Here is a 22,840-nt window from a genome sequence, read left to right as displayed (position 1 = left end):
CACGTATGCAATTGACTTTTGTCACAGTTCGGGGCGATAGCAGGTGAGTAACCGCTGGAGCTTCGCTTGCGCCCCGACGAACTCGCCCAGTTGAAGACGCTGCCGCTGTTCGCGGACCTCAGCGACGAGAATTTGAAGCGGCTGCTCGGCGCGGCTCTGCTGCAGCAATTTCCGGCCGGAGTGCGGTTGGCTCGCGAGGGAGATCAGGCCGACTTCCTGCATGTGCTGATTGGCGGATTGGTGGAAATCTACACCGAGCAGGATGAGGCCGAGTGGGGCATCTCGCTGCTTCGTCCCGTGTCGACCTTCATACTTGCTGCAGTCGTGGTCGATCAGGCGTATCTCAATTCAGCCCGCACACTGACCGAGTCGCGGGTGCTGCTGATCCCGGCCCGCGATGTAAGGGCACTCTTCGACGAAGACATCGCATTCGCACGGATTGTCGCTCAGGAGTTGGCGTATGCCTATCGCGCTTCTGTCAAGAAGCTGAAGGGCAACCTGGCCCGGTCGAGCATCGAGCGCCTCGCCAACTGGATCCTTGCCGAAGCCCAGCGCGAACCGGCGCACCCGAATATCGTCATTCCATTCGACCGCGGCACGCTGGCCTCCCACATCGGCACGACGCGCGAAAACCTGTCACGCAGTCTTGCCCAACTGACGAGCCATGGGGTTCGCATCCGCGGACGAGAGATCGTCATCGACCGCAAGGAGAAGTTGGAGCTGTTTGCCCGGCCAAAGCCGCTGATCGACGATCCCGGCTCGTAGGCTCCTCTTGCGATCGGTCCTGCCCCTCTGTTGGGAACGGTCAATCAGCAGAGTCCGGAATCGGAGCCGTCGATATGGTTCTTCTCCGCCGCCACACCCACTCCGCGTGGCAGTCGCTGAGACGGCCCGAAACCGATCGGCCGCTGCGTCGGTGATCTGGTTTTGCGCGATCGGCATTGCCAAGCCAGGGGTTCACCAGCCCTCCTCTAAACGTGACTGCTTTTAGATTTGACGAGGCCACTTCAGCATATCGGCGGGCTCAACGCCGGGCGCTACTGCCAGGGCTTGGACGTTGTCCAGTGTGAGGTTAATCAGCCCCGCCTCTATCTTGCCACGCCGCAACATCCGCCTAGACCAGGCCCGGCGGACCTGGCTGATCGTCGGCGTCCCGCGACACGATCGTCGGCGGCTCATCATAGCCGGCACGGCTGCTATAGAACACCAGCACCATCAGCCCGATGCCGCATACGAGCGAGAACAGCACGCCGATGGCCATCGCGGCATAGCCTGACGACGGCACGTCGGTGCCTTCTGCGGACGACCAGCCGAGAACCGCGACGACGATCACCGCAACCAGCATCGACAGCAATGCTGCGACGAGCAGATAGGCGCCGGCCCCCATGGTGCGGGCATCCGACGCCATCTCTCCCCACAGCGAACGCCAGGATATGCGCGGCATGGCATGCGCCCCTATTGCGGCGACGCTTCGGACGCCGCGGCTCCGGCAATCGCCTCGAGCGCGCCGGTCATGGCCCGCACGGCCGGCTCGGCCGCCGCCGGTCGGCCGTGACGCCCCAGCAGCCAGGCCGGGTCATTGTAGGACAACCAGGTGCGGCCCTCGGCGTCCTGCCACACGAGGACCTTCAGGGGCAGATCGATGCCGCTGGTCTGTGCGGCCTGCATCAGCGGCGTTCCCCCTTTGGGGCTGCCGAAGATCAGCAGGTCGGTCGGGCGCAGCGTCATGCCCGCCTCGACGGCGCCGGCCCGATGGTCGACATGAGCAAAGATCGTCAGTCCCCTCGATGTGACCGCGTCCTGCAGCTTCCGCATCGTGGTGCTCGGATCATTATGGCTTTGAATCGTGATCAGCCCGTTCGGGTCCATGGCTTGTGCTCCGATCGTTGTCGACAATGTCAGAAGGCCGAGCAGAGCGAGCGTCCACCCGATCACGAGGCCCCGGCCGGCGGATTGCCGGCAGCCTGATCCGCTCATTTTGGCGCCCGCACCCTGCTGAACTCCGGCACGGGAACGAAGCCGTCGCGGTTCGGCATTCTAACCTTCGGAAGCGAGGCCTGATCGAGACGGCCGTCCGGCGGCAGGATGCCGTTCAGGCTGAGGATGTAGGCCGACAATGCGTAGTAGTCGTCGACGCTGAGCGAGCCCGGAGCCTGGTACGGCATGGCGCGATGGATGTAGTCGAACAAGGTCGTGGCATAAGGCCAGAAACTGCCGACGGTCTTCACCGGATTGCCAGAGGCGAGCGTCCCCTGACCGCCCACCAGACGATCCTTGATGCCGCCCTGCCCGCCTTCGCCATGGCAGGCGGCACAGTTCTCGGCAAACAGCTCCCTGCCACGCGCGGCCGTGCCGCTGCCCTCTGGCAAGCCCTTGCCGTCGGGACGGACGTCGATGTCCCATAGCCTGATCTCCTGCGCCGTTGCCGGGCGTCCGAATTCGGCCGCATGTGCCGGACAGACGAGAAGCGCCGCGGCCAGCGCGGTAGCGAAAAGGCGCTCAGGCGAGAACATTGCTGACCTTCCCATCGCCGCTGATACTCCATGTCTGCTGGGCGCTGTAATGGAACAGCGCGTTGGTCCCGGTCTTCGCGATGAACGATTTGCGATCGGGCTGCACATTGCCCTTCTCGTCGGTCGAGCGGCTGACGATCCTGGTGGGCTTGCCGTCCCACTGCCAGTCGAGCTGGAAGCGCGCCTGCGCCTTCGGCAGCACGGGATGGTTCAACCGGGCCTGCTGCCAGGTTCGGGCCGCGTCGGTGCTCACCTCGACCTTTGCGATCCGACCATGGCCGCTCCAGGCCAGGCCGGTGATGCGGTTGTAGCCGGGGCGGATCGTCATCGTCCCCGAGGGCGAGGTGATGACGGAATTGGTCTCCATCCTGAGCTGGAACTGCATCGCCTTGCCGTTGGCCAGCAGCTGGGTGTAGCGCGCGGTCTCCCAGCGCGTCATCCAGGGCGCGTCGCCGAATTTCAGGCGGCGCAGCCATTTGATGTTCAGATTGCCTTCGAATCCGGGCATGATGAGACGCAACGGGAAGCCATGGGCCGGCCGCAGCGGCTCGCCGTTCTGGCCATAGGCGACGAACGCCTCGTCCATGATCTCATCCGTGAGCGGGATGCTTCGTGCAACGCCCGCCGCGTCGCCGCCCTCGGCCAGCATCCAGGCGGAGCGATGATCCTTGCCGACCAGCTCGATCAGATGGCGAAGCGGGACACCGGTCCATTCGTTGCTGCTGACGAGACCATGGGTATTCTGCACCGTCAGATTGGGGTCGGCCTTCTTCCAGTTCTCCCAGCCATTGCCGGTGCACTCGATGAAAACGACGCGCGAGATCGAGGGCATTCGCGCGATGTCATCGGGCGTCAGCACAAGCTGCTCGCGTGTCATGCCGTGGATGAGCAGCCTGTGCCTGGCCGGATCGATGTTCGGAACACCGGAATGGCTGCGCTCATAGTGCAGATCCGACGGGGTGATCGTGCCGACGAGCCTGTCGAGTGGCGTCTTAGAGTTGATCGCATCGGCGGGATCGACATTCCGCTTGCCGGGCGTCGCCTCCGGAATCCGTCCGATGTGAACATAGGGCGAGCGCGCGCTGAAGGCGGACAACGCATCACCCGGCTCCCGCGCCGGCACGTCGGTCAGATCGTCGGCGAGCGCTTCGCCGGCTATCGAGACGCTGACGGCGACCGCCGACGCCTTGACGAAGCGTCGACGCGAGATGCCGCCTCCCTCATCGGACCGGAGCCAGGTGTGAGACGGCTTTTCGATGCTCATGCGTGCCCTCAGGATGACGGAGGTCGCAGAGGCTTATCTGCAATTCGGTGGCGCCTCCATTATACCGGGGGATGTGAACGCCCGGGGATCGCGCTATACGATCTGTCTGACGGAGCGCGCGGTGACTGCGCGCGACAGCACCTGCAATGCCTGACCGAGCTCGGCCCGGTTGCGTGCCGCTCCGAGAGAGAGACGCAGACCGCGCGGTGCCGGCTGGCCGACCGCGAACGCGACCTCACCGACGACGGCCAGGCCGTTCCGCATCAGATGCGACAGCAGGTCGGTGCCGTCGAGCTGCGGCGACAGCGGCATCCAAAGATGATGACTGGCGGGACGCGCGGCATAGGTCACTCCCTTCAGCAGACGCGACGCGAGCTGCTGACGGGCGGCGGCCTCGTTGCGGATGGCGCGGATGATCTCGTCGGCGACACCGGACTTCAGCCAGTGCGTGACCAGCGCAACCATCGGCGACGCCGGCATCTGCATCGTTGCCTGCAGGTTGACGCGCATCATCTGCTCGGCCTTGTCGTCGGGCGCCAGCAGATAGGCGACACGCAGGGCCGGCGCGATGCATTTGGCGATGCTGGCCGCGTAATAGGTTCGCTCGGGGATCAAGGTCGCGATCGGCGCGACGCGCGGCTCCAGCGGGCCATAGGCATCATCCTCGATCAGCACGGTGTTGCGCTTGCGGATGATGTCGGCGATTGCCTGCCGCCGTCCGGCGCTCATCGTCGCGGTAGTCGGATTCTGCTGTGTCGGAACCAGATAGACCGCCTTCGGCCGGTGCTTGCGCACGGCGTCATCCAGCGCGTCGGGCCGGACCCCCTCCAGATCCATGGCAGCCCCGATGAGACGCACACCGAGCTGCGCAGCGGCTGCCTTGATTCCGGGAAAGGTGAGCGCCTCCGTCACGACGACATCGCCCGGCTGCGTCAGCGCCAGCAGAGCATTGAAGATGATCGCTTGCGATCCCGGATAGATCACGATCCGCTCGGGCGAGGCATGAGACAGCCGCGGTTGCAGCCAGAGGGCGGCAGCTTCGCGCTGGTCCACGCTGCCGCCCGGCGGCGCGTAGCTCAGAAACGCGCTCAAGCCGGCCTCCGTGCGAATGGTCGAAAGCCCCTGCTCGATCCGCCGTTCGAGCTGCGCCTCGACCGGCTGTGGCGGCAGGTTCATCGAGAGGTCGATGGTGACCGTGGCCGGCTGGTCCGGAGACGCACGCGCCGTGGTCTCGGACACGAACGTCCCCTGCCCGACGCGCCCCTCGATCAAGCCTCGACGACGCGCCTCGCTATAGGCGCGTGTGACCGTCGTCAGATCGATCCTCAGCTCCGCCGCGAGGCTGCGGTGCGTCGGCAGCCGCTGCCCACGCAGCAGCCGTCCGCTCGCGATATCCGCGGCGAGCGCATCGACGATGCGGACGAACAGCGGCCCTTGCCATTCGGAAAGTGTAGGGAGCCAATCCATGCAATTCTCCGCAATTCCTTTGATTGCATGCTTCTTCTGACAGATTGTATGGATCATCCCCCTCGGTCAAGGACGGAGGCGCGCAATGGACAACGAGGCCAGAGAAGCCAACACGGCGACGCGACTATCGCACACGGGCCGACATGTGCCGGCCCTGGTCACCTCGCTGCCAAGCCTGGCGCACATCCCTGCCGAACGACGCTGGCGCGAGCCACCGCACTCACCATCGCTGACCGCGGACGGCGGAGCACGACTCTCGGTCTCGATGTGGAGCGGTAGGATCGACAGAGCCGCACTCGAGGTGCAAGCCGATCTGGCCGACCTGCCCTACACGGTGTCTTACGCCGTGCGGTGCACGAACCTGTCGCTCTCCATTGCCGGACGGTCCGTGATCGATGGCGACGTCGTTCCAGGCACCATCGTCCTGACAGGGCCCGCGCTTCCCAATGCGCGGGCAATCTATCGCGAGGACTACGCGATCCTGCGGGCGTTCGTCTCTCCGGCCACCGTGACGGAATGTTACGAGGACATCAGCGGCAGGCCCGCCGACCCTTCGATGGAGTTGTTCGGCCCGCAGGAAGCGGACGACAAGGTGCTGCGTCACCTGATGACGTCGCTGATGCGCGCCTTCGCCGATGACGCCGCCCCAAGCCGGTTGTTCCTCGACAGCCTGAGCATCAGCTTCGCGGCCCACCTGATCGGGCGCTACCACCTGAAGCAGGAGCATTCGCCGAAGCGAAAGCTGTCGCCGCTGACACCGTGGCGGCTGAATCGGGCAAAGGCCTTCATTGATGCTCATCTTCAACAGCCGATCGCGCTGGCGGATCTGAGCGCCGCCGCGGGTCTCAGCCGCATGCATTTCGCAGCTCAGTTCAAGGCCTCCACCGGCATGTCGCCCCACATGTATGTCCTCCAGTGCCGGGTTCATGCGTCGAAGCGGCTGCTGCTCGATCCCGAGCGATCGATCCGGGATGTTGCCATCTCCGTCGGATTCAAGAGCGAAACGCATTTCATCAATGTGTTCCGGCGCCTGGTCGGAGAAGCGCCCGGACGCTGGCGCCGCGCTGTGCCATGATTTTGTCTTGGCCGCGGACGTCAGACGCCCTGGTAGACCAGTCGGGTAAAGAACGCCGGCGTGATCAGGAATTGGCCGAAGCGGCTGTCGAAGGCCGTGGTCGGCTTGGCCGCGATGGCCTCCTCCACCGAACGTCCCTGCTGCTTCAGCTTGGCGACATTGTCGCGGATGGCGGAGAGCATGTCCCGATAAACCGCGAGCTCTTTCCTGTTGCTCACGGGCGCGCCATGTCCGGGAACGACGATCGTCCTGTCGCCCGCCGCGGCCAGATTGGCATCGGCGGCCTTGATCATGCCGTCGATGCTGCCGCCGGTCGAATAGTCGATGAAAGGATAGATTCCGTTCCAGTACGTGTCGCCACAGTGCAGGACGTCGGCCTCGGTGAACGTGATCGACAAATCGGAATCGGTATGCGCAGCGCCGTAGGGCCGGAGCACAACCGTCGCGCCGCCGTGCTTCAGCGTCGTCTCGGCGCTGACGGTCTCGCTCGGAACTGCGGCGAGCGGCGATGTCGGGAAGTTGTAGTCCCAGTCCTCGACGCGCTGCGCTGACAACAGATGCTTGCGGGTGTTCGCGTGGGCGACGATCGCCGCTCCCTCGCCGTTCAACCACGCATTCCCGTCAGTATGGTCGAAATGCCAGTGCGAGTTGATCAGGCGCGTCACAGGGCCGCGGCCAATGGTATTCAGACTCTGCAGCAGCTTCGGACGCGACGCCGTAATGCCTGCATCGACAAGCAGCTTGCCGTCGCGTCCGGAGAGAACCGCGATGTTGCCGCCGGATCCTTCGAGAATGCTGACATCGCCGCGTAGCGCGTGGACCTTGATCGGCGCATGCGCCGCCGCGTCGCGGATCGTATCCACGATGTTGCGGGCTTCGGCAAACGCCTGCGATGGCGTGAGCCAGCCTCCCGCGGCAACTGCACCGGCTGCGGCGATACAGCAGATGCAGAACGTTCGGCGGGAATGGTTCTCAGCCAGTGTCATCTTGCGATCTCCCATTGCCCGTTCGGCAGCAACGTCTCCCGGCAGCCACCACAATCTGGCCTCGGCGCAGCGTTGCGACGGCTGGTCACGACATCTAGCGGACGAGAGACCATGCTTGCTTCCTGAAAGTGCGAATGACTTTCCAATTCGCACGTCAATCGATGGCACTGCGGCCTACGGCCTCTTTCGCATCCGGTCGGCGCTGTCTAACTAAACGATTTCTCGACGAGGTCTCTCCATGCTGGTGCACGACGAAACTCAATGGCGCGCCAAGCCTGCCCCCGCCACGCTCGCAAACGGCCGCCATCTTCAAGTCGGCCTGTCGCGCTGGCGAAGCGAGCACAACGGTCCTATCGAAGTCTGCTCCGATTGCGAGGATGATTCACACGTCGTGACGCTGGTGCAGCGGCGCGCGCGACAAGAGTTGCTGATCTCCGGACGCAGCGTCTGGAGCGGCGGCGAGGAGCCGAATGCCATGCTGATCACCGGCCCGCGGCAGGGACGTTGGCGCGGGGTGGCCAGGGGCCGGCTCGACAATCTCAGGGTTTTTCTCTCGCAGGATCTGCTGCGCGAGTGCATGAACAGCGTGCTCGGGCGTTTGCCATCGGGCGACATCTGTCTGTTCGAGACCGACCGGATCGTCGACGACGGTCTCCGACAGCTTGCCTTGGCATTCAGGGCCGCGGACCTCTATGACGGAATCGCGGGACCCTCCTTCGTGGAAGGGCTCGCCTTGGCGTTCGGCTCGCGCTTGATCGAACGACATCATGGCCGCACGATCAGCGCCGGCGACGCGGCGAAGCCCGCGGCCGACCGTATCGGCCGCGCCCTCGACTATATCGATGCGCACCTTGGTAGGACGATCTCCCTGTCGCAACTCAGTGACATCGCTGGCCTTCCCCGATCTCGATTTGCCGCCCAGTTCAAGGCCGCCACCGGGCATCCGCCCCATGCCTATATCCTGCACCGCCGGATCGTCCGCGCCCAGGAGAGGCTTCGAGCGACGGAACAGCCAGTCGTCTCGATCGCCTTCGATCTCGGCTTCAGCAGCCAGGCCCATTTCACCACCGCCTTTCGGCGAATGACCGGAAACTCCCCGGCGCTTTGGCGGCTGGGCGCCCGCAATCGAACAAGCTGAACCGTAGCTCCATCCGCTGCAGCTGCCCAGCGCGTGCTCGTGCATTCTTTCAAGATTGGAAGTCCGCACGGAAGACTTCTCCGGTGGGTCTCTTTTAAGTCGTTGTCGAACGAACGCTCACGTCCGAGGCCGCGCCGTAGCCCGCGCTGCAATCGGAATCCTCGACGGGTCTCAACTGGAGATGCATCCATGCCCTTCATCACGACGACCGACGGAACCGAGATTTTCTACAAGGATTGGGGCAACGGACAGCCGATCCTGTTTCATCACGGCTGGCCGCTCAGCGCCGACGATTGGGACACCCAGATGCTATTCTTTCTGCATCGCGGCTATCGCGTGATCGCGCACGATCGGCGCGGTCACGGCCGGTCGAGCCAGTCCTCGACCGGCCATGACATGGACACCTATGCGGCCGACGTGGCGGAGCTCGCACGCGCGCTCGATCTGCGCAATACCGTCCACGTCGGACACTCGACCGGCGGCGGCGAGGTCACGCGTTACGTCGCCCGTCACGGCCAGGGGCGCGTTGCAAAGGCCGTTCTGGTCAGCGCGATCCCTCCGATCATGCTCAAGACGTCAGCGAATCCAGACGGCACGCCGCTCGCCGTATTCGATGATCTCCGCGCCCAGCTCGCGGCCAACCGGGCGCAGTTCTATCGCGATGTGCCGATTCCGTTCTACGGCTTCAACCGGCCGGGCGCGCGCCTCATCGAGGGTGTCGTCGACAATTGGTGGCGTCAGGGCATGATGGGCGCAGCCCACGCGCATTATGAATGCATCAGGGTGTTCTCGGAAACGGACTTCAACGAGGACCTCAAGCTCATCGATGTACCGACGCTGGTCATGCACGGCGATGACGATCAGATCGTGCCTTATCAAGACGCCGCGCTGCTGTCGGCCAAACAGCTCAAGCATGGCACCTTGAAGCTCTACAAGGGCTTTCCGCACGGCATGCTGACGATCCATGCCGACGTCCTCAACGCAGACATTCTCGCGTTCATCGCAGAATGACGGCAGAGCTTCCTCGCCGTCGAACATCCTCGCATTCGGCTGCGGACTCCCCTCTCCTGCAGCACGGTGCGCGGACGCGTGGCCGCGGCGAGTTGCACCATCTCAGGTTGGCCAGGCCGGAGATCCCACCACCTCATGTCGTCGCTGTCGTCGATGACGACACGACGTCGCGAGACGTACTCGATGCCATCTTGATGTCAGCGGGTCTCGAGTCCAGGTGGCACGATTCGATAGCTTCGCTGCTCACCAGGGGCGTTGATCGCGAAGTCGGCTGCCTCCTGATCGACGTCCGGTTGCCGGGCAAGAGCGGCTTGGCGCTGCAGCAGCATCTCTTTGCACGCAACGTCCGAACCCCGATCATCATGAGCGCCCGCGACGCGGATGTGTCGACCGCTGTCAGCGCCATGCGATCCGGCGCAATCAACTTCGTGGAGAAGCCATTCCAGCCGCGGAACCTCCTCACGGCGGTCGACGAAGCCATTGACATCGAGGCGCGACGGCAGAAGGAGGAGCGCGCGAAGGATCACTTGAGGGATCGCGCCACCCGATTGACGCCGCGAGAGATGGAGGTCCTGACGGCTCTCGATCGCGGCCTGGTCAACAAGCAGATCGCGGCCGAACTCGGGATCTCCCTCATCACGGTGAAGATGCATCGAAGCAATGCCTTCAGAAAGCTCGAGGCGACATCCGTGACGGACATGGTTCAGAAGGTCCGCGACCTCGAGCTCGGGCGGTGCTAGCGAGGGCGCCGTGGAGTTGTCGTCTGGGTGGTGTCGATAGAGAATAGGTCGAAGCCCGCCTTGCGCAATCCGGTGCGAGCGACACGTTCACCCGTGAATGTGCGGGCAACTGCAGGCGTGCTGCGCATGTCCTCGCCTGCGTTCAGATCAGGACGGCAGCGAATCTCCAGTCGACCGACTTGCCATCGACCATTGCGTGGAAGGGCGAGAACGCGGTCTCGGCCATTAGCCTTCTCGACGAATTCTGACCGTGCCGCTCAGACCTCCAGACGACGATGTCGGTGATCGAGCCATCCGCGTTGGAGATCATGAGCCGGGAGACGAAGCCGGGCTGCTGACGAAGCCAAGCATCGATGTCACGGCCGGCTTCGACGGCCTGCCTCGCCGCAATCCCCGGCTTCATGCGGAACGAGGTGACTTCCGCCGCCTGAGGCAAGCCCCGCGCGTGACGTGTCTCGCTGGCCGTCACCATGTCTCGCCTCTCAGATCTGGTCCCCACCGGAGACCTCGATCGAGGAAGAACGAACCCTTGAGATGCGTGACGAGCAGGTTATCGAACATCTCGGGTGTCACCTGGTCGACGGTGGCGAAGAGGCCTGCTCCGGCTTTGTCGACAAGGTGGTCGAAGCGGGCGCGGCACCAGACTCTCATCGCGCGATCCCTTGGCGTTGCCATTTGCGAGTGAAACCTGTGCAGCCGTGATTGGTCGAGCAAGCTCACGCCGCCCCGATGTCGACCGCAATCTTGCCTGCGCCACCCCCCTTCTTGAGGGCGTCATAGGCCGCGCCGACGTCCTCGAGTGCGAACCGGCGCGGGTCGAGCAGCGGCGTGAGCTTGCCGGCCTCGACCATCTGCGCGGCCTTCTCGAGAATCTCGCCGTGGTGCCGCCGTCCTTCACCCTCGATCAGCGGCAGGAGGGTGAAAACGCCGGAATAGGTGCCGCCCTTGAACGAGAGAGGCGCGAGCGGATGGGTGCCCCACCCCAGCGATGAGGTCACGTGACCAAACCTCGCCACCGCGGCGAAGGCGACGTCGAGAGCGCCAACCGTATCGTACACGACGTCGAAGCCACGCCCTCCCGTCACGCGGCCGACCGCTTCGGCAATCGGCTCGTGCCGGTCGATGAAGGTCGCGCCAAGGCGCTCGATCACGGGCCTGCTCTCCGCGCTTCCCGTGGCATGGACCGTTGCACCGAATGCGAGCCCCAGCTGGACCACGATGTGACCGACGCCACCGGCTCCGCCCAGCACAAGGAGCGTCTGTCCTTGTCGAATGCCGACGCGATCGACAAGACCCTCCCAGGCCGTGATCGTCACGAGGGGCAGAACCGCGGCCTCGCGCATGGAGAGGTTGGCCGGCTTGGCCGCAAGCAGATCCTCATCGGCGCTGACATATTCGGCCAGCGTTCCGGGATGACCGCCGACGCCGCCGACCATGCCGTACACCTCGTCGCCAGGGCGAAACCGGGTGACGCCGGGGCCGACGACCTCGACCGTCCCAGCCATGTCCAGCCCGAGGATGGCGGGCGCGGGATGCTTGGCATGCGCGGCCTGGCCGTCTTGGATCTTGGCGTCCAACGGGTTGGTGCCCGCCGCGGCGATGCGCACAAGGACCTCACGGTGCCCCGGCGTCGGGCGGCTGATCGGGGTGACGCGGAGCGGCGCGCCAGTTTCGTGGAGGACGGCAGCCGTCATCGAATGGGTCATTGAGACCTCCTGCTGTGATGGCGGAGACCATGATCCCTCATTTTCTGAATGGACATCATCCAATTTGTACGTAATTCATTCAGTTCTGAATAGGTGTCCAGCGATCCCGTCGGGCTGTTTTTGAAAGGACCGGCATGGAGTGGAGCGACCTGCGGATCTTCCTTGCCATTGCGCGCGAGGGCACGCTCGGTGCTGCAGCGCGTCGGCTCGGCCTGTCTCAACCGACCATGGGACGCCGCCTCGCAGCCCTTGAGGCCGCCGTGAACCAGACGCTGTTCCAGCGGACGTCCGAGGGTTTCGTGCTCACACACGAAGGCACGGCCGTGCTGGCCCACGCCGAGCGCGTGGAGGAGGAAGCGCTCGCCTTCGAGCGACGCCTGGCCGGAACGCAGGCGCAACTCGACGGCTTCCTCAGGATCTCATCGTCGGACTGGTTTGGCCGCTTGATGCTGGCGCCTGTCCTTGCCGAGTTCGGCCGTCTCCACCCGCGCGTTTGTGTCGAGCTGCTGACCGATGCTCGGCTCTACAGCCTTCCCCGCCGCGAGGCGGACCTCGTGTTCCGCATTCGGTCGTTCGACGAGCCGGAGGTGATCTCGCGGCGGCTCTTGCACATTCCCTATGCCGTGTACGGCCCGGTTCACGGCCCCCGGAACGTCGGAGGCGACGGCGAAGGGATCAGGGTCGTCACCATGGACACGGCCTTCGCCGATATGCCCGACGCGCGCTGGCTGGCGAAGAAACTCCCGAAGGCGGAGGTCGCGATGCGGAGCAACAACCGGGACGTTCAGGCCATTCTCTGCGCGCAGGGAGCGGGCCTTGCCGTCCTGCCCCGACCGCTCGGAGACGCTACGCCCGGCCTCCAGCAGGTCGACGTCGGCGAGCAGCCGCCGGGGCGGGACACCTATCTCGGCTATCATCGAGATCTGCGCCGGCTGGCGCGGCTGCGGGCTGTGCTCGATCTGGTGATCGCGCGGCTGGCATCGTAGGCCGCGCCGTGGCGTGGCGCGCCAGCCTTGCGGACCGGGAGAATGGGGACGAAGCGTTCGGGTGGAGGGGTGACCGTTGGTAGCGGGGGAGGGACTCGAACCCCCGACCCCAGGATTATGATTCCCGTGCTCTAACCAGCTGAGCTACCCCGCCACGGTGTTCGATCAAGGCAAGACCGGTCGAAGCGGGCCGCCGGGCCTTGTGAACGGGCGGCATATAAGGAGGCGTCTCCGCCCCTGTCAAGCAAAGCTCGCGGGCAGCAGCGGTTTTCGCACGAGGGGATTTCCGGACGACTCTCCAAGGCCTTGCGCATGTATCCGCCGCTCGTCGAGGGTCACACGCCGACGTGTGCGACCAACAGCAGCTGCTCGGCAATGCGGATCACAAGAGGCTCACTTCGGCTGTACGTTCGGATTGCCGCCGGGGCTGCCGGGCGGCGGGATCACCGGGGTCGTGCCGCCCTCCCGGGTCGGCGCGTGCATTTCCGGGTCGACCCCGCTCGGCGGACACAACACGCCGTTGGTCTTCGCCAGCTTGTCGCCGAGCAGCTCGCCGGCGCGGCCGGTGGTGATGCCGTCAGGCGTCGCCGTCGCGCGGGCATTCGGCGCACAAGCGGCATTCGCGTTGGGGGCCGGCGCCGTTGCCTGCGGCGGCGTGGCCGGCGTCGGCGGCGCCTGGGCGCGGGCCGCAGCCGCGGCCGAGACCAGTGCGAACGAGAGGAACAAGGTTTGCCTGATGCTCATGGCGGGGCAACGCAAACCGCGCGTTCGCGTTCCGCGCGGATGGCCTGGCAAAGCGCACGGCCAGGGTATCCGGTGATCAGCCCTTGCGGTAGCGAATGAGCGAGAAGTGTCCGAGCGGCGGCATCGGCCGGCGCTCGGCCAAGGTGACGCCGCCATGCTTTGCAGCCCAGTTCACCAGCCGGGCCCAGGGGAACTCCGGCCGCCAGCCGAGCCGGCGGGCGATCGGCGCGAAGGCGAGCTCGAAGATGCGGCGCGGGCCGCTCTCGGCGCCGATATGGTTGACCAGGATCAGCTCGCCGCCCGGCTTCAGCACGCGGATGAAATCATCGAGCGTCGCTTCGGGATCCGGCACCGCAGTGATGACGTATTGCGCGACCACCGCGTCGAAGAAATTGTCGGGGAACGCGAGATGCTTGGCATCCATCACCGCGAGCGTCTCGACATTGAAGAGCTTCAGCTCGCGGACGCGGGCCTGCGCCCGCCGCAGCATCGGCTCGGAGATATCGACGCCGCAGATCCTCGTGGTCCGGGCGTAGTCCGACAATGACAGGCCGGTGCCGACGCCGACGTCGAGAATGCGGCCGCCGATGCGATCGGCTTCCGCGATGGTCGATTGGCGGCCCTGATCGAAGACCTTGCCGAACACCAGATCGTAGATCGGCGCCCAGCGCTCATAGGCCTTTTCGACCCCCGCGCGGTCGATGTCCCCCATGCCCCTGCCCTGAATGATGGACGCTGATCAGCCGCGGACCGGCTCGGCCACGCGCTGCGGCCTGATCGCGTTGCCGCCCAAGCTGCTGCTTTCCGCAACAGCGCTCTGGATGAAGCCGCCACCGAGCACGCGGGCGCGGCCGGACGCGGCATCGTAGAACACGCAGGCCTGGCCCGGCGAGACGCCCTCTTCACCGGCAACGAGCTCGACCTCGTAACGGCCGTCCGCACCGCGCAGCCAGGCCGGCTGCGGCGGCCGCGTCGAGCGCACCCGCACGAACAATTCGAGGCCCTCGCGCGCGGCCGCGTCGAGCGCGCCATCACCGATCCAGTTGACCTCGCGGAGCGTGATGCGATGCGTGCGCAGCGCCTCGCGCGGGCCGACCACGACGCGGCGGGTGGCGACGTCCAGCTTGACGACGTAGAGCGGCGCGCCGGCAGCGATGCCGAGGCCCTTGCGCTGGCCGATCGTGTAGTTGGCGATGCCGTGATGCGCGCCGAGCACGCAGCCGCTGAGATCGACGATCTCGCCCGGCTCCATCGCGTTCGGGCGCAGCTTGCCGATGATGTCGGTGTAGCGGCCGGTCGGCACGAAGCAGATGTCCTGGCTGTCATGCTTGTCGGCGACCTCCAGGCCGAAACGGCGCGCGAGCTCGCGCACCTCCGGCTTGGTCATGTCGCCGAGCGGAAAGCGCAGGTAATCGAGCTGCTCGCGCGTGGTCGCGAACAGGAAGTAGCTCTGGTCGCGATCGCTGTCCGCCGCGCAGATGAGCGCGCGCGATCCGTCCGCCAGCCGCCGCGAGGCGACGTAATGGCCGGTGGCGAGCACGGAGGCGCCGAGCTCGCGCGCGGTCTTCAGGAGATCGCCGAACTTGATCGCGCGGTTGCACTCGATGCACGGCACCGGCGTCTCGCCCGAAGCGTAGCTGGCGGCGAAATTGTCGATCACCGACTCGCGGAAGCGATCTTCGTAGTCCAGCACGTAATGCGGGATGCCGAGGCGCTCGGCAACGTTGCGGGCATCGTGGATGTCCTGGCCGGCGCAGCACGCGCCCTTGCGGTGCGTCGCCGCGCCGTGATCGTAGAGCTGCAGAGTGATGCCGACGACGTCGTAGCCTTCCGACTTCAACAGCGCGGCCGTCACCGAGGAGTCCACGCCGCCGGACATGGCGACGACGACCCTGGTGTCTTCGGGACGGCCTTCGAGATCGAGACTGTTGAGCATGATCCGGTCACTGCGATCGCGGCGTCAGGCAACGGGTTCCCGGCGCGGGAACGCCTCGCATGCGCCGTCTTTGCGGATGGCTTGCTTCGGGCGATCTCCGGACAGGATGTCCTGATCGGAAACAACACGAAAGCATCTGTCTCTAATATAGGCGCACTTCCTGCGAAGCAATTGCGCCGGTCGCAGATGCCGGCGGCAAATCTTGCCGGCCGGGCAGAAATGGCGAGGACGAGGGCTGCGGCCCGCGCCCCGATTGATTCCATAAGAACCTGAATTTGTTGGCGATTTTCTGCAACCCCGGCTTGGCCCGCTCCTTGCTGAACTGCTTGGTCGAGTTCATCGCGAGAGGGTCCAAGGTGTTCAGCGTCACGTCAGACATCCAGGCAGGCACGGTTCTCAAGACCACGGCGCCGAGACAGTCCCGTCAGGACGCTCCGCAGCCGTCCGACAGCTTCTCGGCGCTGGTCGACGCCGCGACTCCGGATCCGTCGACAGCGTCGCCGCCCACCTCCGCGTCGCCGTCGCCGCGCGCCGCCAGCGCTTCCACCCCGAGCCGCGAGCCGGCGCGGGCCGGCGACGCCGATCGCACCACCCAGGCCAGGTCGCAGGACAAGCCGGCGGACAAGGCCGACGGCAGCACCGCGCGCGCCGACGACAGCGGTTCGGATACCCCGGGCGACGCGAGCGCCGGCACGTCGACCAAAACCGATGCGGCCGGGACCGCCGACAGCAAGACCAGCGACGGCAAGACGGGCGACAAGAAGGACGGCGATCAGGCCGGCACGGATGCGAGCGCCGCGACGACCGCTGTAGCCGGGCCGACCGTGGCCGTGCCGACGCCGGTCGCCGTCGCCATCCAGCCCGAGATCACCCTCGCCACCCCCGCCACCGGCGATGGCACGGCGGACGGCGACGGCAAAACCAATGCGCCCGGTGCGGCCGCTCCCGTCGGAGTGCCCGGTGTTGGCCCGCAGGGCTCGGTCGATGCCGCGGCGGGCCTGCTGGCGGCCGCAGCCAAATCCACCGGGGCGGCCAAGGATGCCGACGGAGCCGGATCCACCGCGACGACGCCGGAGACGGCAGCGGCGGCCTCCGGCGACGCTGCCGCATCTGCCGATCAGACCTTCACCGCCGCGCTCGATGCGGCGGTTCCCGGCAGCACCAAGACGACGGGCAAGCCGGGCACCCAGACCAAGACGGGGCTCGCCGACGGCGCAGCCGGCAAGGTCACCGAAACTGGCAATGGCAACGTCCAGTCCACTCAGCAGCCGGGCCATGGCGCGCTCGCGCAACAGCCCGCTGTTGCAGCCAAGCCGGACTCCGTCGAGGCCGGCGATGGGAAGGCGAATGGCAACGTGCAGGCACCGGCCTCACATGATCGCAACGCCGCGCCGACGACCAGCCAGACCAACGGGCCGGCGCCGGATCCGAGTGCACAGGCCACGGCCGCGTTGCAGCCCCAGCTGTCGACGCCGGCCGCATCGACCAGCCAGATCACCTCGGCCAACCTGACCGCGACAGCCGCCACGGCGGCCGCTGTGCCGCTTCATGGGCTTGCCGTCGAGATCGCAGCCTCCGCGCTCAACGGCAAGAGCCGCTTCGAGATCCGACTGGATCCGGCCGAGCTCGGCCGCATCGACGTCCGCATCGACGTCGACCGCAACGGCCAGGTGACCTCGCATCTGCGGGTCGAGAAGCCGGAGACGCTGGCGATGCTGCAGCAGACGGCGCCGCAGCTCCAGCAGGCGCTGCAGGACGCCGGCCTCAAGAGCAACAACAGCGGATTGCAGTTCTCGCTGCGCGACCAGAACTCGTCCGGCCAGAATGGCGGCGATTATCAACAGAATGGCAACGCACAACGCCTGATCGTGACCGAGGACGAAAACGTCCCGGTCCAGCTCGCCGGACGGTCCTATGGACGGATGTTCGGCGCGCAAGGCGGCGTGGATATCAGGGTTTAACAGGAGGCTTCCATGGCAATCGGCGACGCGATCACGGCACCCCCGCCGGTCTCGGGCACGACCAACACCAATTCGTCAACCGGCAACAGCAGCCTCGGCTCGAGCGCAGGCTCGACCATTGCCGGCAATTTCCAGACCTTCCTGACGCTGCTGACGACGCAGTTGCAGAACCAGAATCCGTTGGATCCGCTGGACACCAACCAGTTCACCCAGCAGCTCGTGCAGTTCGCCGGCGTCGAGCAGCAGCTCAAGACCAACGACCAGCTCGCATCGCTGCTCACGATGCAGCAGACGACGCAGGCGACCCAGGCGCTCGCCTTCGTCGGCAAGACAGCGGTGGTGAACGGCTCGACGACGACCATGACCAACGGGCAAGCGAGCTGGGATCTCAGCATTCCGAAGGACAGCAACCTGACGGTGAGCATCACCAACAGCGTCGGCCAGACCGTCTTCAGCGGCAAATATTCGGCGAGCGCCGGCGACAACCAGACCTATAATTGGAACGGCCAGGGCAATGACGGCACCCAATGGCCGGACGGGCAATACAAGATCACGGTGGTCGGCACCGATGCAACGAACGGTTCGCCGGTGGCCATCTCGACCCAGGTCAAGGGCACGGTATCCTCGGTCGACCTGACCCAGCAGCCGCCGCTGCTGTCGATCGGCGGCCAGACCTATACGGTGAACCAGATCCAGCGGATCGTGAGCTAGCTCCCGCCCCGTCTGAACCGATCCCGGCTGAGCTCGAACAAGCTCAGCCGCCGCGGCGACATGTCAGCGTAAGCGCCGGAAATTCTTAACCAATCATTTACCACGATTCCGCTCCCGGGGCGCAGCGCCACCGGAAGTGGCGGCGTTCGCGCATAGCGCCGGATTCGCGCCCTTCGCTTAGGCAAATTTTAAGCGAGGCGGCGTAGGGTCTTACCGTGAGTTCAGTGGTTAAGAGTTTGTGAGTACGCCATGACAGAACCCCATCGCCCGAGGGTGAAATACGTCATCGGGCCTGACGGCAGCCCGCTCACCATCGCGGATTTGCCTGCCCCAGGCACCAAGAGGTGGGTCATTCGCCGGAAGGCTGAAGTTGTTGCCGCCGTTCGCGGCGGCTTGCTGTCCCTCGAGGAAGCGTGCAGCCGCTACACCCTGACCGTCGACGAATTCCTGTCGTGGCAGTTCTCGATCGACCAGCATGGTCTCGCCGGCCTGCGCACCACCCGAATTCAGCAATATCGCCAATAAGACGTTACCGACGCGACGGGATTTCTTCGAAAATCGGCTTGGCCCCGCCAAGCCGATTTTTTGCATGTCTACACTTTGTTAGGACCCTTTAACCATCGTTAACCATATCGAAACCTTCCCATAGGCAATAATTGCCCAGCGGTTCGATCCAACCTCCGCGCCCCCTCTGCGACTGGCGGACGTGGCGGCTGACATCGGATCGCCACCTGGAATGCGGGTGCTGGTGAAGGTTAAGGATTGAATTTCGCGATCTATGCAACCGGCCGTAAAGGCCCGCGAAGCTCACATCGCCTTTCAGCGGCCACCCGTCGAATGCCGAACTATGGGGCAGTTGCTTGCAAGGTCTCTTGGACTTCCTGAAGGGTTTGGGCGCCGCGCGGCTCACCGCCATGATCGCGGTGACCGCTGCTTTGATCGGCTTCTTCGGCTTCGTCATCATGCGCGTGACCGCGCCGCAGATGACCACCCTCTTCACCGACCTGACGATGGAAGACTCCTCCAGCATCATCAAGGATCTGGAGCGGCAGGGCATTCCCTTCGAGATGCGCAATGAAGGCAGCGTCATCCTGGTGCCCAAGGACAAGGTGACCCGGCTGCGCATGAAGCTCGCCGAGGGCGGCCTGCCCAAGGGCGGCGGCGTCGGCTACGAGATCTTCGACAAGTCGGACGCGCTGGGCACCACGAGCTTCGTCCAGAACATCAACCATCTCCGCGCGCTCGAAGGCGAGCTTGCCCGCACCATCCGCGCCATCGACCGTGTCCAGGCCGCGCGCGTCCATCTCGTCCTGCCCGAGCGGCCGCTGTTCTCGCGCGAGACCCCGGAGCCGTCCGCCTCGATCGTCGTGCGCGTGCGCGGCACCCTCGAGCCGGCGCAGATCCGCGCCATCCGCCACCTCGTCGCCTCCGCCGTCAACGGCCTGAAGCCGCAGCGGGTGTCGATCGTCGACGAGGCCGGACAGTTGCTCGCCGACGGCACCCAGACCGACATCGACCAGCAGGTCGGCGACGAGCGTCGCAACGCCTTCGAGAAGCGGATGCGCAAGCAGGTCGAGGACATCGTCTCCTCGGTGGTCGGAGCGGGCCGCGCCCGCGTCCAGCTTTCCGCCGATTTCGACTACAACCGCATCACCCAGACCTCCGACCGCTACGATCCGGAAGGCCGCGTGCTGCGCTCGAGCCAGACACGCGAAGAGCAGTCGGCGACCAACGAGAACAACGGCCAGGTCACGGTCAACAACGAGCTGCCGGGCAACCAGCAGAACCAGCCGCCGCAGCAGCCGCGGGACCAGAGCAAGAAGACCGAAGAGACCAACAATTACGAGATCTCCCGCACCACCAAGACCGAGGTCACCGAGGCCGGACGGGTCAACCGCATCTCGGTCGCGGTTCTGGTCGACGGCGCCTATTCCAAGAACGAGAAGGGCGAGCTGGTCTATCAGGAGCGCAGCAAGGACGAGCTCGACCGCATCGCCGCACTGGTCCGCTCCGCCATCGGCTTCGACCAGAAGCGTGGCGACCAGGTCGAGGTGGTCAACCTGAAATTCGCCGACGCTCCCGCGGTGCCGCAGATCAACGAGCCCACCGGCTTCCTCGGGATGCTCCACTTCACCAAGGATGACGTCATGTACGTCATCGAGCTCGCGGTGATGATGCTGCTCGGCATCGTGGTCGTGTTCATGGTGGTGCGGCCGCTGGTGAAGAAGATCATCGCCACCGAAGAGATCGCCGTCCCGGGCGGCGGCCTGCCGGCGCTCACCGACGAAACCATCCAGGCAGCCGCTCACGCCCAGCAGACCGCCAACATGATCGACGTCGCCCAGGTCCAGGGCCAGGTCCACGCTCAGTCCGTCCACCGGGTGGGCGAGCTGGCCGACCGCAACCCGGGCGAAGCCGCCGCCATCATCCGCCAGTGGCTCGCCGAGCCGCAGAGCTGACCCGATCGACGTGAACCGCCTGAACTGAAAAGAACGTAGACGCCATGTCGCTGCCGCAGACCCAGAACGCCAACGCCAACAACAACGACATTTCCACGGTCATCGCGACCTTGGCGAGCCGCCAGGCGCAGCGCGAGAAGACCGAGCCCTTGAGCGGGCCGCGGCGCGCCGCGGTGATGATGCTCGCCCTCGGCGAGCAGTACGGCGGCAAGATCTGGCAGCAGCTCGATGACGACGAGGTGCGTGAACTGTCGCTGGCGATGTCGACGCTGGGAACCATCGAAGCCGACGTGGTCGAGGACCTGATGCTCGAATTCGTCTCGCGCATGTCAGCCTCCGGCGCGCTGATGGGCAATTTCGACGCCACCGAGCGCCTGCTGCAGCAATACCTGCCGCCGGAACGCGTCAACGGCATCATGGACGAGATCCGCGGCCCCGCCGGCCGCAACATGTGGGAGAAGCTCTCCAACGTCCAGGAAGAGGTGCTCGCCAACTACCTCAAGAACGAATATCCGCAGACCATCGCGGTCGTGCTGTCCAAGCTGAAGCCGGAGCATGCCGCCCGCGTGCTCGCGATCCTGCCCGAGGACATGGCGCTCGACGTCATCGGCCGCATGCTGCGCATGGAAGCGGTGCAGAAGGAGGTCATCGAGCGCGTCGAGCAGACCCTGCGCGTCGAGTTCATGTCGAACCTGTCGCAGACCCGACGCCGCGACGCCCACGAGGTGATGGCCGAGATCTTCAACAATTTCGACCGCCAGACCGAGACCCGCTTCATCACGTCGCTCGAAGAAGAGAACCGCGAATCGGCCGAGCGCATCAAGGCGCTGATGTTCACCTTCGACGACCTGATCAAGCTCGATTCCGCCTCGGCGCAGACCCTGCTGCGCAATGTCGACAAGGACAAGCTCGGCGTGGCCCTCAAGAGCGCCAACGAGGAGGTCCGCAACTTCTTCTTCGGCAACATGTCGTCGCGCGCCGCCAAGATGCTGCAGGACGACATGGCCGCGATGGGGCCGGTGCGGCTGCGCGATGTCGACGAGGCGCAGGCCCTGCTCGTCAACCTCGCCAAGGATCTCGCCGCCAAGGGCGAGATCATGCTCAGCAAGAACCGCGCCGACGACGAACTGGTGTATTGATGGCTCAGCCCGCGAAATTCCTGTTCGATACCGACTTCGCCGCGCCGGAGAAGGCGACGCGGGAGCGCGCTGCCGCCACCTCCGCCGAGATCGCACAGAAGGTCGCGGCCGCCGAAGCCGCCGCCTATCGCAACGGCTACGAGGCGGCGCAGCGCGAAGCCAAGGTCGAGGCCGACCGCCGCGTCGCCTCGGCGCTGGAGCAGATCAACATCCAATTGCAGGGCATCTCCGCACGCTTCGAAGGCATCGAGCAGCGGATGGAAACCGAGGCCGTCGATGTCGCGGTCGCCGTCGCCCGCAAGCTGTGTGCGGCGCTGGTCGAGGCGGAGCCGCTCGGCGAGATCACCGGACTCGTGCACGACTGCTTCGCGCATCTGGTGGCGACGCCGCACCTCGTGCTGCGCATCAACGACGCGCTGTACGAGCTCGCCCGCGAGAAGATCGAGAAGCTCGCCAAGCAGAGCGGCTTCGAGGGACGCCTCGTGATCCTCGCCGAGCCGGAGATCGCGACCGGCGACTGCCGTATCGAATGGGCCGATGGCGGGGTCGTGCTGGAGCGCGCTGCGATCGACGCCAAGATCAACGAGCTGGTCGGACGCTACATGGCGTCCAAGAAGAACTAGGCCGCCGTGGTGGCCGAGGGAGTTTAAGTCATGAGCGACAACGAGATTCCGCTTCCCGACCTCAATGCGGCGGACGCGCCTCCGCTGGGCGGCGACGTCGGCTACAATGAAGAAGAGCATGCCGCGCGCATCGCGGCCGACCTCGAGGCGGTGTTCGACGTCCCGGTTCAGGTCTCGGCCGTGCTCGGCCGCTCCAAGATGGATGTCGGCGAGCTGCTGAAGCTCGGGCCTGGCACCGTGCTCGAACTCGACCGCAAGGTCGGCGAAGCCATCGACATCTACGTCAACAACCGGCTCGTGGCACGCGGCGAGGTGGTTCTGGTCGAAGACAAGCTCGGTGTGACGATGACCGAAATCATCAAGTCCGACCGCAACTGACAG

At 65.5% G+C, this 22,840-nt stretch carries 26 protein-coding genes and 1 tRNA gene; 14 read left to right on the top strand and 13 right to left on the bottom strand.

The features are described from left to right. Positions 1-66: 66 nt before the first annotated feature. Positions 67-765, top strand: coding sequence for a helix-turn-helix domain-containing protein (locus tag QW845_RS20665; RefSeq protein WP_315803377.1), 699 nt, complete (start codon positions 67-69; stop codon positions 763-765). 349 nt (positions 766-1,114) lie between these two features. Here the strand turns inward: QW845_RS20665 and QW845_RS20660 are convergent, their stop codons facing one another. The 5 genes from QW845_RS20660 to QW845_RS20640 form a co-directional block, all read right to left on the bottom strand. Then, complete coding sequence (locus QW845_RS20660) at positions 1,115-1,444, bottom strand: hypothetical protein (protein WP_315803376.1); 330 nt, start codon at positions 1,442-1,444, stop codon at positions 1,115-1,117. 11 nt (positions 1,445-1,455) lie between these two features. Beyond that, the gene (locus QW845_RS20655) at positions 1,456-1,869 is read right to left on the bottom strand and encodes a DUF302 domain-containing protein (RefSeq protein WP_315803375.1); all 414 of its coding nucleotides are present in this window, start codon (positions 1,867-1,869) and stop codon (positions 1,456-1,458) included. A gap of 104 nt (positions 1,870-1,973) precedes the next feature. Next, positions 1,974-2,513: a cytochrome c gene (locus QW845_RS20650; protein ID WP_315803374.1), complete on the bottom strand. Its 540-nt coding sequence runs from the start codon at positions 2,511-2,513 to the stop codon at positions 1,974-1,976. Beyond that, entirely contained in the window at positions 2,500-3,777 is a 1,278-nt protein-coding gene (gene soxC, locus QW845_RS20645) for a sulfite dehydrogenase (RefSeq protein ID WP_315803373.1), read from the bottom strand. The genes QW845_RS20650 and soxC overlap by 14 nt, the downstream gene beginning before the upstream one ends. Before the next feature lie 93 nt (positions 3,778-3,870). Beyond that, entirely contained in the window at positions 3,871-5,244 is a 1,374-nt protein-coding gene (locus tag QW845_RS20640) for a PLP-dependent aminotransferase family protein (protein ID WP_315803372.1), read from the bottom strand. Positions 5,245-5,329: 85 nt separating this feature from the next. On the opposite strand from QW845_RS20640, the gene QW845_RS20635 reads away from it, so the two are divergent. Beyond that, on the top strand, positions 5,330-6,319 hold the full coding sequence (locus QW845_RS20635) for an AraC family transcriptional regulator (protein ID WP_315803371.1): 990 nt from the start codon (positions 5,330-5,332) through the stop codon (positions 6,317-6,319). Between the two features lie 20 nt (positions 6,320-6,339). Here QW845_RS20635 and QW845_RS20630 read toward each other — a convergent pair whose 3' ends face one another. Next, positions 6,340-7,305 carry an MBL fold metallo-hydrolase gene (locus tag QW845_RS20630; protein ID WP_315803498.1) on the bottom strand — a complete coding sequence of 322 codons (966 nt, stop codon included), beginning with the start codon at positions 7,303-7,305 and terminating at the stop codon, positions 6,340-6,342. A 238-nt stretch (positions 7,306-7,543) separates the two neighbouring features. Between QW845_RS20630 and QW845_RS20625 the strand changes: the two genes are divergently transcribed. The 3 genes from QW845_RS20625 to QW845_RS20615 all read left to right on the top strand — a co-directional run bounded on the left by QW845_RS20625 (position 7,544) and on the right by QW845_RS20615 (position 10,194). Then, complete coding sequence (locus tag QW845_RS20625) at positions 7,544-8,443, top strand: AraC family transcriptional regulator (RefSeq protein WP_315803370.1); 900 nt, start codon at positions 7,544-7,546, stop codon at positions 8,441-8,443. Between the two features lie 189 nt (positions 8,444-8,632). Continuing rightward, on the top strand, positions 8,633-9,454 hold the full coding sequence (locus QW845_RS20620) for an alpha/beta hydrolase (RefSeq protein ID WP_315803369.1): 822 nt from the start codon (positions 8,633-8,635) through the stop codon (positions 9,452-9,454). Positions 9,455-9,561: 107 nt separating this feature from the next. Next, positions 9,562-10,194, top strand: a complete 633-nt coding sequence (locus tag QW845_RS20615; RefSeq protein ID WP_315803368.1) for a response regulator transcription factor — start codon at positions 9,562-9,564, stop codon at positions 10,192-10,194. A 142-nt stretch (positions 10,195-10,336) separates the two neighbouring features. Here the strand turns inward: QW845_RS20615 and QW845_RS20610 are convergent, their stop codons facing one another. Next, positions 10,337-10,666, bottom strand: coding sequence for a hypothetical protein (locus QW845_RS20610; RefSeq protein WP_315803367.1), 330 nt, complete (start codon positions 10,664-10,666; stop codon positions 10,337-10,339). A gap of 62 nt (positions 10,667-10,728) precedes the next feature. Between QW845_RS20610 and QW845_RS20605 the strand changes: the two genes are divergently transcribed. Beyond that, on the top strand, positions 10,729-10,896 hold the full coding sequence (locus QW845_RS20605) for a hypothetical protein (protein WP_315803366.1): 168 nt from the start codon (positions 10,729-10,731) through the stop codon (positions 10,894-10,896). 14 nt (positions 10,897-10,910) lie between these two features. On the opposite strand, the gene QW845_RS20600 is transcribed toward QW845_RS20605, so the two are convergent. Continuing rightward, positions 10,911-11,888, bottom strand: coding sequence for an alcohol dehydrogenase catalytic domain-containing protein (locus QW845_RS20600; RefSeq protein ID WP_315803497.1), 978 nt, complete (start codon positions 11,886-11,888; stop codon positions 10,911-10,913). Between the two features lie 146 nt (positions 11,889-12,034). Between QW845_RS20600 and QW845_RS20595 the strand changes: the two genes are divergently transcribed. Next, on the top strand, positions 12,035-12,886 hold the full coding sequence (locus tag QW845_RS20595; protein ID WP_315803365.1) for a LysR family transcriptional regulator: 852 nt from the start codon (positions 12,035-12,037) through the stop codon (positions 12,884-12,886). 77 nt (positions 12,887-12,963) lie between these two features. Here the strand turns inward: QW845_RS20595 and QW845_RS20590 are convergent. The 5 genes from QW845_RS20590 to QW845_RS20570 form a co-directional block, all read right to left on the bottom strand. Then, positions 12,964-13,040, bottom strand: a tRNA-Met gene (locus QW845_RS20590). A 239-nt stretch (positions 13,041-13,279) separates the two neighbouring features. Further along, entirely contained in the window at positions 13,280-13,630 is a 351-nt protein-coding gene (locus QW845_RS20585) for a hypothetical protein (RefSeq protein ID WP_315803364.1), read from the bottom strand. A 76-nt stretch (positions 13,631-13,706) separates the two neighbouring features. Continuing rightward, positions 13,707-14,342, bottom strand: coding sequence for a class I SAM-dependent methyltransferase (locus QW845_RS20580; RefSeq protein ID WP_315803363.1), 636 nt, complete (start codon positions 14,340-14,342; stop codon positions 13,707-13,709). A gap of 27 nt (positions 14,343-14,369) precedes the next feature. Then, positions 14,370-15,566, bottom strand: coding sequence for a tRNA 2-thiouridine(34) synthase MnmA (mnmA, locus tag QW845_RS20575; protein ID WP_315803362.1), 1,197 nt, complete (start codon positions 15,564-15,566; stop codon positions 14,370-14,372). Between the two features lie 142 nt (positions 15,567-15,708). Next, a complete protein-coding gene (locus tag QW845_RS20570; RefSeq protein ID WP_315803361.1) occupies positions 15,709-15,936 on the bottom strand; it encodes a hypothetical protein in 228 nt (75 codons plus the stop codon). Between QW845_RS20570 and QW845_RS20565 the strand changes: the two genes are divergently transcribed. The 7 genes from QW845_RS20565 to fliN all read left to right on the top strand — a co-directional run bounded on the left by QW845_RS20565 (position 15,923) and on the right by fliN (position 22,837). Then, complete coding sequence (locus tag QW845_RS20565; protein WP_315803360.1) at positions 15,923-17,527, top strand: flagellar hook-length control protein FliK; 1,605 nt, start codon at positions 15,923-15,925, stop codon at positions 17,525-17,527. The genes QW845_RS20570 and QW845_RS20565 overlap by 14 nt on opposite strands. A 12-nt stretch (positions 17,528-17,539) precedes the next feature. After that, positions 17,540-18,238 carry a flagellar hook capping FlgD N-terminal domain-containing protein gene (locus QW845_RS20560; protein WP_315803359.1) on the top strand — a complete coding sequence of 233 codons (699 nt, stop codon included), beginning with the start codon at positions 17,540-17,542 and terminating at the stop codon, positions 18,236-18,238. A 249-nt stretch (positions 18,239-18,487) separates the two neighbouring features. After that, positions 18,488-18,763, top strand: coding sequence for a DUF1153 domain-containing protein (locus QW845_RS20555; protein ID WP_002714638.1), 276 nt, complete (start codon positions 18,488-18,490; stop codon positions 18,761-18,763). Positions 18,764-19,098: 335 nt separating this feature from the next. After that, a complete protein-coding gene (fliF, locus tag QW845_RS20550) occupies positions 19,099-20,697 on the top strand; it encodes a flagellar basal-body MS-ring/collar protein FliF (RefSeq protein WP_315803358.1) in 1,599 nt (532 codons plus the stop codon). Positions 20,698-20,741: 44 nt separating this feature from the next. After that, positions 20,742-21,836, top strand: coding sequence for a flagellar motor switch protein FliG (gene fliG, locus QW845_RS20545; protein WP_315714167.1), 1,095 nt, complete (start codon positions 20,742-20,744; stop codon positions 21,834-21,836). Next, positions 21,836-22,459, top strand: coding sequence for a FliH/SctL family protein (locus QW845_RS20540; RefSeq protein WP_315803357.1), 624 nt, complete (start codon positions 21,836-21,838; stop codon positions 22,457-22,459). The genes fliG and QW845_RS20540 overlap by 1 nt, the downstream gene beginning before the upstream one ends. Positions 22,460-22,489: 30 nt before the next feature. Beyond that, a complete protein-coding gene (gene fliN / locus QW845_RS20535; RefSeq protein ID WP_015669138.1) occupies positions 22,490-22,837 on the top strand; it encodes a flagellar motor switch protein FliN in 348 nt (115 codons plus the stop codon). The last annotated feature ends 3 nt before the right edge of the window (positions 22,838-22,840 follow it).

The sequence above is a fragment of the Bradyrhizobium sp. SZCCHNS3002 genome (assembly GCF_032377435.1).
Classification (GTDB): domain Bacteria; phylum Pseudomonadota; class Alphaproteobacteria; order Rhizobiales; family Xanthobacteraceae; genus Bradyrhizobium.
The sequence above is the reverse complement of the archived record's forward strand: the minus strand, read 5'-3'. Positions and strand labels throughout refer to the sequence as shown.